This is a genomic window from Sulfitobacter sp. (assembly GCF_041552635.1).
Taxonomy (GTDB): domain Bacteria; phylum Pseudomonadota; class Alphaproteobacteria; order Rhodobacterales; family Rhodobacteraceae; genus Sulfitobacter.
In genome coordinates this window covers 1-13495 of sequence record NZ_JBFEKM010000117.1, presented here as the reverse complement: position 1 = coordinate 13495, position 13495 = coordinate 1, and the positions used below count along the sequence as shown (strand labels likewise).

12 protein-coding genes are annotated in these 13495 nt (G+C 54.6%); 10 read left to right on the top strand and 2 right to left on the bottom strand.

The genetic code is table 11. The features are described from left to right. The coding region (locus ABYT07_RS13960) for a beta strand repeat-containing protein (RefSeq protein ID WP_372992574.1) at positions 1–2214 on the top strand (2214 nt) is incomplete at its 5' end. A 59-nt stretch (positions 2215–2273) separates the two neighbouring features. On the opposite strand, the gene ABYT07_RS13955 is transcribed toward ABYT07_RS13960, so the two are convergent. Further along, the gene (locus ABYT07_RS13955; RefSeq protein WP_372992572.1) at positions 2274–3953 is read right to left on the bottom strand and encodes a type VI secretion system-associated FHA domain protein; all 1680 of its coding nucleotides are present in this window, start codon (positions 3951–3953) and stop codon (positions 2274–2276) included. 48 nt (positions 3954–4001) lie between these two features. Next, positions 4002–4583: a hypothetical protein gene (locus ABYT07_RS13950; protein ID WP_372992570.1), complete on the bottom strand. Its 582-nt coding sequence runs from the start codon at positions 4581–4583 to the stop codon at positions 4002–4004. A gap of 486 nt (positions 4584–5069) precedes the next feature. On the opposite strand from ABYT07_RS13950, the gene tssA reads away from it, so the two are divergent. From tssA to ABYT07_RS13905, 9 genes are all read left to right on the top strand, one after another. Next, positions 5070–6098 carry a type VI secretion system protein TssA gene (tssA, locus tag ABYT07_RS13945; RefSeq protein WP_372992568.1) on the top strand — a complete coding sequence of 343 codons (1029 nt, stop codon included), beginning with the start codon at positions 5070–5072 and terminating at the stop codon, positions 6096–6098. A gap of 64 nt (positions 6099–6162) precedes the next feature. Continuing rightward, positions 6163–6678 (top strand): type VI secretion system contractile sheath small subunit, encoded by a 516-nt coding sequence (tssB, locus tag ABYT07_RS13940; RefSeq protein ID WP_372992565.1) that lies wholly within the window; start codon positions 6163–6165, stop codon positions 6676–6678. A 3-nt stretch (positions 6679–6681) separates the two neighbouring features. Beyond that, a complete protein-coding gene (gene tssC / locus ABYT07_RS13935; RefSeq protein WP_372992563.1) occupies positions 6682–8175 on the top strand; it encodes a type VI secretion system contractile sheath large subunit in 1494 nt (497 codons plus the stop codon). 56 nt (positions 8176–8231) lie between these two features. Continuing rightward, complete coding sequence (locus ABYT07_RS13930; protein ID WP_372992560.1) at positions 8232–8750, top strand: Hcp family type VI secretion system effector; 519 nt, start codon at positions 8232–8234, stop codon at positions 8748–8750. Positions 8751–8837: 87 nt separating this feature from the next. Beyond that, positions 8838–9665 (top strand): type VI secretion system accessory protein TagJ, encoded by an 828-nt coding sequence (locus ABYT07_RS13925; protein ID WP_372992558.1) that lies wholly within the window; start codon positions 8838–8840, stop codon positions 9663–9665. Between the two features lie 2 nt (positions 9666–9667). Next, positions 9668–10165 carry a type VI secretion system baseplate subunit TssE gene (gene tssE / locus ABYT07_RS13920; protein ID WP_372992556.1) on the top strand — a complete coding sequence of 166 codons (498 nt, stop codon included), beginning with the start codon at positions 9668–9670 and terminating at the stop codon, positions 10163–10165. A gap of 7 nt (positions 10166–10172) precedes the next feature. After that, positions 10173–12050, top strand: coding sequence for a type VI secretion system baseplate subunit TssF (tssF, locus tag ABYT07_RS13915; RefSeq protein ID WP_372992554.1), 1878 nt, complete (start codon positions 10173–10175; stop codon positions 12048–12050). After that, positions 12014–13051 carry a type VI secretion system baseplate subunit TssG gene (tssG, locus tag ABYT07_RS13910; protein ID WP_372992552.1) on the top strand — a complete coding sequence of 346 codons (1038 nt, stop codon included), beginning with the start codon at positions 12014–12016 and terminating at the stop codon, positions 13049–13051. The genes tssF and tssG overlap by 37 nt, the downstream gene beginning before the upstream one ends. A gap of 13 nt (positions 13052–13064) precedes the next feature. Further along, a partial coding sequence (locus ABYT07_RS13905) for a Clp protease N-terminal domain-containing protein (protein WP_372992549.1) occupies positions 13065–13495 on the top strand: 431 nt, incomplete at its 3' end.

Genomic DNA, 13495 nt, shown 5'->3' with positions numbered 1-13495 from the left:
GGCGCGACGCTGACCGGCGCGGCGAGCACGTCGGGCACGGGTATCTTCACCCAGTCGGCGGGCGCTGCGAATGGCGGTATCGCGAACAATGGCGGCACCGTGAACCTGAACGGTGGCACAGCGGCGACGCTGGCGAACAACGCTGGCGCGGGGACGTCGACAGTTACCAACGGTCAAGTCACCGGCACGACGACGATCGCCGATGGCGCGGTCGTGGTTAACGGCACGGCGGATGGCACGGCAGAACTGGCGGGCACGACGACGCTGACCGGCGGTACGCTGACGGTGACGGATGGCGATGTTGCGGGTCTTGTTAACCAAGGCACAACCGGCGGCGCGACCGAAATCACGGTGACGGCGGGCAATGTTGCCAGCCTGACCAACACTTCGGGCGAAGCTTTGCTGAACGGCGGCACGGTCGCCGGCGCGACGACGGTTGCCGACGGCACCGTGACCAATGCGGGCGCGACGCTGACCGGCGCGGCAAGCACGTCGGGCACGGGTATCTTCACCCAAACTGCGGGTGCCGCGAATGGCGGTATCGCGAACAATGGCGGCACGGTGAACCTGAACGGTGGCACGGCAGGGAGCTTTACCGGGAATAGCAGCACCACGTTTATGACCGGTGGTTCGATCACTGGCCTGAGCACCATTAACGCTGGTACATTCAACTTTACCGGGGGCACGCTTGGCGATGTGGCCAACAATGGGACCTTCAACTTTGGGTCTACTGTTGCGGGTAACTTTACCAATACCGGCACATTGAACGCCACCGGGGCAACTGGTGTGATCACCGGAAACCTGTCCGCGCCATCAGGCACCATCAACATGCAGAATGGTGACGCAACCAGCTTGCTGACCGTTAATGGCAATGCTGACCTGAACGGATTGGTTCAGCTTGATGTAGATCTTAGCGATGGATCGACCCTGTCTGATACGATCGCCGTCGGTGGTGCGCTTTCGGGTGACATTGCGTTGGCGTTCAACAACATCGGCACCGAAGGCGATATTTCCGATATCGACATCTTTACTTACGGGACAACCAATTCGCTGAGCTTTAACAGCATCACGGGGCTTCCTGATACTGCGGTGTTCGAGTATTTCGTTCAAGACAATGGTGCTGGATCTGTCTTGCTGCAAAGCCGGATCAATACAGGGATCACCAACCTTGCTGCGACAGTCGGTCTGACCCAAACTCTGGTGGATGCAGTGATTAACCGTCCTACCAGCCCGTTTGTGAGCGACTTTGCTGGCGATAAGACGATCGATCCTTGTGGCGCAGGGACCTGGGCGCGCATGACCGGTGGTAGTGCAGATGTCGACGGCTCTTTCTCGGACGAAACCACGGGGCAGACTGGTACATCACCAGTATCCTTGAACTATAGCGGCTTGCAGTTGGGCGGGGATTTTGCCTGCTTTGACGGTCACTATGACGGATGGGATTTGGCATTCGGTGGCCTGCTGGGTGTGAACCAAGGCAACACAAGCAACAATGTTTTCGCAATTGATCCGAACACCGGTGCGGCGACAACGCAATTGTTGAGCTTTACGGAAACCGACATTCTGCAGCGTTATGCAGGCGTCTATATGACCGCAGCACGCGGCCGGTTCTTTGGTGACCTGCAATATCGTTACGAGGCCACCCGGTTCAGTTCCACCAACTTTGAAGTGGTTGCGAACCGTGGCTTTGACCTGACTGACGAAAAATACGAAAACCGCGGGCAAACGGTATCCGGCGCAGTCGGCTATTCCTGGCCTGTTGGTGATATTCCTGGGTTGAGCTTTGTTTCATCGGCAGGTTTCGCATTTACCAATAATCAGACAGATACGATTGACTTGGGCACAGACGGCACGTTGACGTTGAAAGACAGCAAGAGCCGGATCGGATTTATCAGTGGTACACTGGCGAAATCCAAACTGCTTGATGATGAAGTAAGCATCCTAAGCTATTTCGGGACGGCGACCCTCTACAACGACTTTGGCTCCGATCGCGAAGCGGTCTTTACGTCACCGTCGGGCACGGTTCGTGACCTCAAAATCTCGAATGTGGGATCCTATGGCGAAGTGAGCGCTGGCCTGAACTATGTCAGATTGCTGAGCCCGAATGACGCTGGCGGTGCACGTCAATTGAATGCGGCCATCCGGGTTGATGCCCGGGTTGGCGCTGACATCGACAGCTATGCATTGACCGGTCAGCTTAGACTTCAGTTCTAAAGCGATCAGCTTTGGAATGCTAAAGATCGGGCGCGGCGGAAGCTGCGCCCGATTTGTATCTAAAGGTTATCAAGCGCCTCGGAGTAGCGTTTTGCAAAGGCGTTGATGAACGCGTCAAGCATGCCATTCTCGCCTTGATTGGCACGGGTTTTCCACCGCTTGTTGTATTCATCCCAGCATTTGCGCGCGCCACCGCCAAGCACACCGCCACCCGAACCGCCAGTCGCACTTTCGATATCGGATGGGGCCAATCCGCTTAGGATGTCGGCCATTGCTGGTTGAACGGCGGCCATCATGGCAGATTGATGTTTGCGAATATCGGTCAGTGCATTTTCAAACCCGTCCGCCCCTGTCTGGTATCCGCTGCGCGGCACGACAAAAAGCGCGTCAAACGCCTCATCGGGATCAAGCATGAACTTCATCGGATTGTTGCCTGATGAAATCCGCATTGTCCGGTCTTCTTGGGCGACAAACAACTTTACGGCTGAGCGGTCCTGCAACATTTGCATCATTTCACGGGTGCCAAGGCGGGCGCATTCGCCCAGAATCCGCCCGAGTTCCCGCAAGGGAATTTCAAGCGGCTCTGCGCTGTCGATGCCTGCACCCTCAAGAAACCCCTTGAGGAAATCATCGTTGGTTGCAGCGGGTTCCGGTGGCTGCGCGTCGGTCTGGGCGACCTTGGGTGCCTCTTGAAATTCTTGCGGAACCGGAGCTGGAACTGGCTGTGGTTTCGGCGCAATAGGGGCAGCGGCGGGTGCCACAACCGGCGCAACATCGCGTGGCTTTACCGGCAGATCGTCCTCTGAGAAGGGTGAAAACCTATCCGCTGCCCCGAAAGTCTCTCCCATGCCACGGGGCGCTTGAGACAGTTCTGAAGAAAACTCGGCCTTCTCGGCAGAGGTGTCGGCCTTGGGTTCAGGCGTAAGATCAAAGTTTGGTTTTGGAAGGTCGAGCGTGAAATCATCATCTGGAATTAAGAAATCCGCAATAGCCTTTTCAGGCTGTAATGGCTCATCCGGCGCGGCCTCAAAAGGGGCCTGCGCGGGCTGTTCGACCGGCACATCTGCTGCGCTGGCGTCGTCGGAAATCGCCGAACTCAGGATCGCCTCGAACGGATCGGAGACGTCTTCGATAGGGGGCGCGGAGGGCGTAACCGGAGGAGCCGATACGCCAGATTGATTGGGAACACCTGTCTGAAACCGCGCAAAGTCGGGTGTTTGTGCCGCCTGACCTTTTGCAAGATGGCTGTGGCCAGGGGATTGGACATTAGATTTTGCATCCTTGTTCAAGAATGCAGCACCGGGCGGGGCTTGTACCGCTTGGCGGTGTTGTGCCGTTTTTGGTGGGGCAGCAGGCGTGTTTTGCGGGGGCTGCGTGGGATCCTCAGCAGGGATTTCTACTGGCGGGGTAGGGGGGTCGACCTCGCGCAGACGGGCGTGGATGACATATACCCCCACTTGAATCCGGTCCCCATCAGCTAGGTGATGGGGGCCGTCAACCCGGTCTTTGGCACCATTGATAAAAGTGCCATTGGTCGAAAGATCATGGAGATAATATCCGTCTTCTTCCCACAGGATATCGAAATGATTGCTGGAAATATGCCGTGTCTGATCAGGCAGAACCCAATCGTTTCCTGCCTTTCGCCCGACCTTTATTGAGGTTCCAGTGCTGCTGAATGTCGCTTCTGTTTCCAGATCATCATCCGCGTGACTTTCGATCGTGAGTGTCAGTGATTCCATGTGAAACGACTGCCCTTTGCGGTTAGGTGGGTTGGTCGCTTTGCGCGCTTAATGGACCCGGAAAAGTCCGGCTGCTTTGTCTAGAACCTGGTCCAGATTGCCTTTTCGGTTTTCTGTCCCGACCTGCCCGATCGCCCGCAAAACCCCCGCGCTTACCGCGCGCGGGGTGCGCCAAGATGGCACCGTGACAAGGTCGTTGGGGGCCAATGGGCCACCCGACCAACCGACGGCAAGCCCCAGATAAACCGCCGCTGTCTTGCGAGGTGCAAATAATGCCATCTGGAATGTCTTCCAGCGGGCTTCGGTGGTTTGCGTTCTAAGCCATTCCACGACCCCGTTCACAATCTGCGTGTCTTCAGCAGAAAGATCACCTTGCACCGACAGCACAGAATCCAGCCCCCATTGCACCGCAGCTTTGGGCTGAAGCGCAAAAGCAGTAAAAGTCACCGCATCTTCGGGGGTTTGGGAGGCACGCAGCATTTCAAGGAAGCTGCGGTACCCATCCGCATCGTTTGGCCGGCTCTTCAGCAATTCACCGCATTGAGGGACTTGACCGAATAAATCGGTCAAACGGTCAAAGCGTATCGCGCGCGCCGGAGGCAATGTTTTTTCAGAGTTAAGATCGTCCATTTAGGCCGTCATATAAGTTGCTCTATTATTCTTGTAAAAGATAGTGCGACGGGAGGAGCGACAGGTCAATCTATTAGTGCCGCATTGAAAGATTGATTTATATGGGCTTTTGCGCTGCACAGCAGCATTCTGGCTGCCATGATCAGCGTTCTGCAGAAACCGCTTGGTGGGTCGGATCGGGTCTGAAATCTATTCGAGTTTATTTGCAGATGCTGGAATGCCGCGTCTCGACGGGCGTCCCACTTCGTTTTGCTATGACAGACCCTGCTTGATCTATTAAATCAGCAGATTTCAACGCAGGAAAAACCCAGGTTGCCATCAGGTTGGCAGGGCTAAAGCGCGCTCAAGCCCTTGAGCAACCACACTTTCAATTAAAATACGCGCAATTCGTTTACCTTCTTTCTATAGCCAAATGCATTTCCTGTGGTAAGGTCACGCCACGTAAACTGCCTGCCACTTGTGAAAATTACGCCCGGGGATGATATTATGGACATAGACCTGCTCCTTCAGAGTCGCGGGGAAGATGCGCCCAGCGGCGAAGACCTGGAGTATGATCCAGCGTTCACGGAGCTTGAGATTGTTGCCCAACCTGGCGAAGAACGCCAGATCGGTGATGAAATCCAAGCGGCCGAAGATCCGGACTACAAAGATGTTTCCGCAAAAGCCCTAGAGATTATGGAAAGAAGCCATGATTTGCGTGCAGGGATTTTTCTGGCAGAAGCCCAGTTGCGCCTGAATGGGTATGTGGGTTTTGCCAAGGCGACGACCTATATCACTGGCTGTCTGCAGCAGTATTGGGAAACATGTCATCCGCAGCTTGATGCTGATGACGATGATGACCCTACCATGCGGATCAATGCCGTTTTGGCGCTGACGGACGACAGCAGAATTCTGCGCGGGGTGCGGCGCGCGCCGCTGACCAAAAGCCGGACTTTCGGGGCGCTTTCCCTTCGAGACATTGCTGTTGCGGAGGGTGAGATTACGCCGACGTCCGATATGGATGTCGTGCCCGATTCAGGACAGGTATCTGCCGCATTCCAAGACACGGACGAAGACGAGTTGCGTGAAATCGCAGCTGCCGCAGCGCAAGCGCTGGCCGATATAGCTGCAATTGATGCAGTATTTTCCGAGATGACACCCGGTTCCGGACCCGATCTGGACCCGCTTTTAAAGCTGCTTAAGCAGGCCAATAACAAGCTTTCTGCGGCACTGGGCGGTGAGGTCGAGGTGGCCGAAGAAGAAGAAGGGGAAGTCTCTCAAGGCAGCGGAGCTAAGGTCGGTGGCGCACCGGCTGTCAGCGGTGGGGGGGGCATTAACTCCCCTACAGATGTTCAGAATGCGCTTGACCGTATCATTGGGTATTATGAAAGATGCGAACCATCTAGCCCGCTGCCTTTGTTGCTTTTGCGCGCGAAAAAGCTTGTAAATGCCGATTTTTTGACCATCGTAAGAAATATGGCACCTAGCGGTATAGAAAACGTAAACCTGATTGGCGGTTTAGAAGACGACGATTGATTTAGCTTTGACTCGGTGCCCGAGATCATTGACAAAAATATACATTTAACAGGAGATCAGACTGATGGCTGGGAGTTCACAAAAATTCATTGCGCGTAATCGCGCGCCCCGCGTCCAAATCGAATACGATGTGGAATTGTACGGTGCCGAAAAGAAGGTTCAGCTGCCTTTTGTCATGGGGGTCATGTCTGACCTCGCAGGTAAATCCGAAGTTGCCCAGCCTGCTGTTGCCGATCGTAAGTTTCTCGAAATTGACGTCGATAACTTTAGCGACCGGATGAAATCAATGGCACCGCGCACTGCATTTACTGTGCCCAACACGCTGACCGGCGAGGGCAATATGGCCGTCGATATCACGTTCCAATCGATGGATGATTTCACTCCCGCTGCGATTGCGAACAAGGTCGAGCCTTTGAAGGAATTGCTGGATGCGCGCACGCAGCTTAGCAACCTGATGACCTATATGGATGGCAAAACAGGCGCGGAGGAGTTGATTGCGAAGATTACGCAGGACCCAACCCTTCTAAAGACGCTTGCCGCCCAACCAGCGCCCAAAGCTGACAGCGAAAACCAGGAGTAAGAGATGGCCGAATCAGAAACAGAAGTCGCAGTCGGCGCGGAAGCCACGGCGTTCGGTTCCTCAGACTTTGAGAACCTGCTTAAGAAAGAATTCCGGCCCAAGTCCGATCAGGCGAAAACTGCGGTCGAGCAGGCTGTAAAGACGCTCGCAGAGCAAGCTTTGGCCAATACCGCCCTTGTCAGTGACGACGCCTTGCGGACCATCGAAAGCATCGTTGCCGCGATTGATAAAAAGCTTACGGAGCAGGTTAATTTGATCTTGCACCACGAAGAGTTCCAGCAGTTGGAATCGGCTTGGCGTGGTTTGCATTATCTCGTGAACAATTCCGAGACAGACGAGATGCTCAAGATCCGTGTGATGAACATTTCCAAAAAGGATATGCACAAGACACTGCGCAAATACAAAGGCACAGCTTGGGATCAATCGCCGATCTTTAAAAAGGTCTACGAAGAAGAATTCGGTCAGTTCGGTGGTGAGCCCTATGGCAGCTTGGTTGCGGATTACCACTTTGACCACAGCCCCCCCGACGTTGAGCTTTTGGGCGAAATGGCCAAGATTGCCGCCGCAGCACACGCGCCTTTGATCACCGGTGCAAATCCGACCCTGTTCCAGATGGACAGCTGGTCCGAACTTGCGAACCCGCGTGACCTGACAAAGATTTTCCAGACACCGGAATATGCATCTTGGCGGTCGCTGCGCGAAAGCGAAGATTCCAAATATGTCGGTTTGGCGATGCCGCGCTTCTTGGGCCGTTTGCCATATGGGTCAAAGACCGACCCGGTCGAAGGTTTTGCCTTTGAAGAAGACACTGACGGTACGGATCACAGCAAGTATGGCTGGGTCAACGCCGCTTATGGGATGGCTGTAAACATCAACCGGTCTTTCAAAGAATACGGCTGGTGTTCGCGGATCCGCGGTATCGAAAGCGGCGGTGCAGTCGAAGGCCTGCCGACGCATACTTTCCCCAGCGATGATGGCGGTGTGGATCAGAAATGCCCGACCGAAATCGCGATTTCGGATCGCCGCGAATCCGAGCTGGCCAAAAATGGTATGATGCCGCTGATTCATCGCAAGAATTCGGACGTTGCGGCGTTCATCGGCGCGCAATCGCTGCACAAACCAGCGGAATACGACGATGAAGATGCGACAGCGAACGCGAACCTTGCGGCGCGTTTGCCCTATCTCTTCGCAACCTGCCGCTTCGCGCACTACCTGAAATGTATCGTCCGCGATAAAGTCGGGTCGTACAAGTCACGCGAGGACATGCAGTCGTGGCTACAGGAATGGGTCAATCAATATGTTGACTTCAACTCTGCTACATCACCGGAAGAAGTAAAAGCGCGTCAGCCTCTTGCTGCTGCCGAAGTTGTAGTCGAGGAAGTTGAAGGCAACCCAGGTTATTATAGTTCAAAGTTTTTCCTGAAACCGCATTACCAATTGGAAGGCTTGTCCGTATCCTTGCGGCTAACCTCCAAGCTACCAAGCGAGAAGGGTTAAAACCCCCACAATTTGAAAGACAATCAAGTCACTTAACTCCATGAAAGGAATTTACCATGGCATTTGACGCATTTGCATACTTTAAAGGTTCGGACGTTGTCGGGGAAACCCAAGATGACGCAATGAAGAAGGAAAAAGCCTTCGAAATCATCAGCTTTGAAATTGGTGCTGAAAACAACATCAATATCGGCTCGATGACATCGGGTGGTGGTGCCGGTAAGGCGACCTTTAAAGAATTCACCATTACCAAGAAGACCGACACGGCTTCTGCGGCAATGTTCTCAAAGCTGTGCGAAGGCGCGCACTTTGATGATATGGTCGTTGAACTGCGTCGTTCGGGTGGTGCGGCTGGTGTGTCCGGCAAAACTTTCCTGAAATGGGAATTCAAGCTGGTCATGATTCAGGACATCAGCTGGTCCGGTTCTGACGGCGACGACATCTGCGAAGAAACAGTTGTCTTGCAGTATGGCGCGATGAAAGTGACCTACACACCGCAGGACAAGCAAGGCAAAGACGGTACGCCGAAGACTGGCGAATGGAGCCGCGTGCTCAACAAAGCCAACTTGGCCGTCTGATACAGACGCTTTTGTTGCTATGAAATCTGGACAAGCCTCTCGCGGGGCTTGTTTAGACCTGCGCTATGCCCAAACAGGAGATTGACCGTGCAAGCTGATGACCTTTTGAAAGCCGGTGATCTGGATGGGGCATTGGCCGCCCTTCAAGATGAAGTGCGCAAAGCCTCTGCCAATCCTGCATTGCGCATATTCCTGTTCCAGTTGCTCAGCGTACGTGGTGAATGGAAACGTGCGATTGCCCAGCTGAAATTATCCGCCGAACTGGATGCACTTGCCACACCGATGGCACAGACGTACCGCGAGGGTATCATCTGTGAAGTCTATCGCGAGAAGGTATTCGCCGGCGAAAAAGACCCTCTTATTTTTGGCGAACCGCAAGAGTGGATTGCCCTGATTGTTGAAGCGCTCAAGTCGAACGCCGCTGGCCGCCATGAGGAAGCTGCAAAAACCCGAGACCTTGCTTTTGAAGCAGCCCCAACCACCTCTGGCAAAATCGACGGACAAGCGTTCGAATGGATTGCCGATGCCGACATGCGGCTGGGCCCGATTTTGGAAATCGTTGTAAACGGCAAGTATTACTGGATGCCCTTTACGGCTATTTCGCGGATTGAATTCGATGCGCCCGCTGATTTGCGCGATGCCGTTTGGACCCCATGCACGTTGACAACCGCCAATGGTGGCGAAGTCGTAGGGTTGATCCCCACGCGCTATGCCGGAACGCTGGAACGCGGCGGCGATGCCGAAAAACTGGCCCGCGCAACCCAATGGGAGGATCTAGGGGCCGAAACATTTGCAGGGATTGGCCAACGCTTGTTTACAACTGATCTGGGCGATACCGCGTTGATGGATGTGCGTCTGCTTGAATTCGATACTGCCGAAACCCAAGCACCCGACGCCGTTGCCGACGGGGACTGATCATGTCTGACAAGATGATCGCAGAACGTTTGCAGCCATCCCTTTTGGACCGGCTCACCGACAACGAGCCATCAGATTTGAAAGAACGCCGCGAGACACGCGTTATTGACCTGCGCCAGTTGCGCGATATCATTCAGCGCGACCTTTCGTGGTTGCTGAATACTGAGAACGGCAATTCACAGATTGATCCGGAATTATATCCGAATGTCGCTGCATCAACGTTAAATTACGGTATTCGGAGCGTTTCAGGCGACTATTCAACCGCCGAAAGGGCCGAACTAATCAGGAAGTCGATATTGGGGGCCGTACAGGTGTTTGAACCGCGTATTCATCCCGGTTCCTTGGATGTGGAATTGCGCGTCGGCCAGGATGAAAGGCGATCCGTGGTTTCTTTTGATATCAGGGCCGATATGTGGGCGCAGCCGATGCCGATTGAATTGTATTTGCGAACCCAAGTGGATGTGACCACGGGCGAGCTTCAGCTGGAAAGAGTTTCCTGAGAGTTCCATGGATACCCGGATATTAAAACACTACGAGGGCGAACTGGCATACATGCGTGACATGGGGGCTGAGTTCGCGCAGGCCTATCCCAAAATCGCATCGCGTCTTGGCATGGATGGTGTCGAGGTCGTCGACCCCTATGTGGAACGTTTGCTGGAGGGGGTGGCGTTTCTATCTGCCCGTGTTCAGCTTGAGCTGGAATTACAATATCCGGCGTTGACGTCACATCTTTTGGAGATCGTCTATCCGCACTATCTTTGCCCGTCGCCTTCGATGATGATCGCAAATTTTGAACCTGATATGCAAAATGCGGCGCTGGCGGATGGATATGTAATTCCGCGTCATTCCGAATTGCGCAGCGCCTTGGGCGAAGACGATAACACGGCCTGCGTTTTCCGCACGGCGGCTGATGTAAACCTATGGCCGATCACCATCACAGAAGCTGAATATATCGATGGCCGCGGGGAATTGGTTGCCGCAGGTGTGTCGCGCGACACCGAGGCGCGCGCCGGCATTCGGTTGCGGTTGAACCGGCACGGTGGCTTGCCGATTTCAGAGCTGTCTATGGACAGTCTCGTTTTGTTTTTGAACGGCCAGGAAGGCAAGAACTGGGCGTTGCATGAGCTGCTGAGCACGCAGGTGACAGGGCTGGTCGGGCGGTCAACTGACCGGCGGGCTGACTGGATCACAGAGCTGCCGGGGAGTGGGGTGATCCCGAGGGGCTATGAGGCTGAAGAAGCGCTTTTGCCCACCCCGCAGCGCAGCTTTGACGGCTACAGATTGCTTCAGGAATATTTCGCCATGCCTGAAAGGTTCCACTTTGTGGAACTGACCGGGTTGTCGATGGCGTTGTCGCGGTGCAAGGGGCCGGATGTCGATATCTACATTTTGCTCAGCGGGGGGGATCCTGATGTGGCCCCCGGTGTAACGCCGCAGGCGTTTACGTTGAACGCAGTCCCCGCAATTAATCTGTTTCACAAGCGGTGCGACCGGGTGCATGTTACGACCTCGAAGGTTGACCATCATGTTGTCGCGGATCGCACCGCACCTTTGGATTACGAAATCTATTCGCTTGAAAGCGTCACCGGAATTTCAGCGGATGGCGAAAAGGATGCGCCGTTCAGGCCGTTTTATTCAGCGACAGACTTGACCGCAGCTGGTGACACCCATGCCGCATATTATACGCAAACCCGCAAGATGCGTCAGCGATCGGAAAAGGAACGTCTAAAAGGCGTTCGCACATCGTATCTGGGGTCCGAGATTCATCTTGCCTTGGTCGATTCAAATCAGGCCCCGTATTCGCCAAATCTTGACCAGTTGGCGATCCAGGCGATGGTCACAAATCGCGACCTTCCCTTGTTGTTGCCCACCGGTGGCAAAGACGTATTTCATCTGCCTGTTGGAGGGCCGGTCGCGCATATACATACGCCAGTGGGGCCGACACGCCCGCGCCAGACCTTGGCCCAAGGTGATACCGCCTGGAGGCTAATTTCGCACCTCAGCCTGAACTACCTCAGCATTGCTGACAATAATGCGAAGGACAGCGCTGCGGCATTGCGCGAACTGATCGGTATTTACACGCCGTCGGGCAACAAGGTTCTTTCAAAGCAGCTTGAGGGGCTGAATTCTGTACATACACGGCCAATTGTGCGCCGGATGGCAGACGAGGTGTTGTCGACGGCCGTCCGCGGTCTCGAGATTTCGATAACATTTGACGAAAGCTTTTTTGAAGGCACAAGCGCCTATGCGCTTGGTGCCGTATTAGAACGATTTTTTCGAAAATATGTATCCATCAACAGCTTTACAGAAACGGTGCTTGCCACCCAACAGCGCGGAGAGATTACCCGATGGCGACCGGAAACCGGTCTGGGGAGGATCCTCTAACCTCTCTTAAAGGGTTGGCGGACGCTCCGGAACATTATCACATTTTTCACGCTTTCCGTCTGCTGGAGGCTGCATATCCCGACGCACCGCGTATCGGGGATTCACGCCGGCCACGTGAAGAAGCAATACGTCACGGCCAAGAAGCCGAGCTGAAATTCCCGCCCTCGACTTTGGCGGAATTCATCCCGCCCAAGAACAATAAACCCGGTCGTTTGACGAACCGCTTTTTTGGCCTGTTTGGCCCGAACGGGCCGCTGCCGTTACACCTGACGGAATACGCCCGCGAACGGATGCGCAACCACCGGGACCCGACATTGGTGCGCTTTGCCGATATGTTGACGCATCGGCTGACAACTTTGTTTTACCGTGCTTGGCGGTCGGGGCAGCCCACGGCAAGTTTCGACCGTGATCAAAGCGACGATACTCAAAACAAGGTTGCCGCGATTGCCGGCTATCATGGCGCGCATTTGCGCGGCAAAGACGAATTGCCCGATCTGGCAAAACGCCACTTTGCCGGTTTGCTTGCCCAAGGGCCAAAGAATGCCAGCGGTCTGCAATCAATCTTGCAGGCGTTTTTTGGTGCCCGTGTAGAGGTGCAAGAATTCGTCGGCTGCTGGCTTGAGCTTGAAAAAGGGGACCGTTGGCAGATGGGGGCCCCGGCGCAGTTGGGGCGCACTGCCTCGATCGGGGACCGGGTCTGGACGCGATCCGCTAAATTCCGGTTGCGCATCGGGCCTCTGAATTATGAGGATTACCAACGTCTCTTGCCGGGCGGCAGTTCGCTCGGGCGGTTGCGGGCGATTGTGCGCAACTATGTGGGGGACGCGCTGGATTGGGATGTCAATCTGGTGTTGCGCGCCGAAGATATACCAAAAGCAAAACTGGGAGAAACCGTAAGGCTGGGGCAAACCGGCTGGATCGGCGAGAAAAAAATAACAAAAGACGCGGATGACCTTTATCTGGAACCCAATTTTCAGAGCCAAGCCGCACCAATAAATTGAAGGGACATTATCAATGACAGAAATTAGCCGCGTCGCCCTGTTCGGGAAACTTAACAGCCTCGGGTTCAAGGCAATCGAAGGGGCTACCGTATTTTGCAAGATGCGTGGAAACCCGTATGTCGAAGTTGTTCACTGGATGCACCAGATCCTGAACAATCAAGACAGCGACATCCATCGCATTGTCCAACATTTCAATCTCGACGCTGGCAAAATCGCGACCGAGATGACCTCGGCGCTGGATAAGCTGCCACGCGGTGCGTCGTCTGTCAGTGACCTTTCCAGCCATCTTGAGGATGTAATGGAGCGGGCTTGGGTCTGGGGGTCATTGTTGTATTCGTCAAATCAGGTGCGCACCGGCCACCTGATTTTGGGCATGCTGGAAACGCCGAACCTCAAGAACATTCTGATGACGATTTCGCCGACATTGGCGGACATCAAGGCCAG

What these genes read in the sequence shown, in the direction of transcription:
- ABYT07_RS13955 (WP_372992572.1), bottom strand. Translation starts at nt 3,953, where the DNA reads ATGGAATCACTGACACTCACGATCGAAAGTCACGCGGATGATGATCTG.
- ABYT07_RS13950 (WP_372992570.1), bottom strand. Translation starts at nt 4,583, where the DNA reads ATGGACGATCTTAACTCTGAAAAAACATTGCCTCCGGCGCGCGCGATA.
- tssA (WP_372992568.1), top strand. Translation starts at nt 5,070, where the DNA reads ATGGACATAGACCTGCTCCTTCAGAGTCGCGGGGAAGATGCGCCCAGC.
- tssB (WP_372992565.1), top strand. Translation starts at nt 6,163, where the DNA reads ATGGCTGGGAGTTCACAAAAATTCATTGCGCGTAATCGCGCGCCCCGC.
- tssC (WP_372992563.1), top strand. Translation starts at nt 6,682, where the DNA reads ATGGCCGAATCAGAAACAGAAGTCGCAGTCGGCGCGGAAGCCACGGCG.
- ABYT07_RS13930 (WP_372992560.1), top strand. Translation starts at nt 8,232, where the DNA reads ATGGCATTTGACGCATTTGCATACTTTAAAGGTTCGGACGTTGTCGGG.
- tssE (WP_372992556.1), top strand. Translation starts at nt 9,668, where the DNA reads ATGTCTGACAAGATGATCGCAGAACGTTTGCAGCCATCCCTTTTGGAC.
- tssF (WP_372992554.1), top strand. Translation starts at nt 10,173, where the DNA reads ATGGATACCCGGATATTAAAACACTACGAGGGCGAACTGGCATACATG.
- tssG (WP_372992552.1), top strand. Translation starts at nt 12,014, where the DNA reads ATGGCGACCGGAAACCGGTCTGGGGAGGATCCTCTAACCTCTCTTAAA.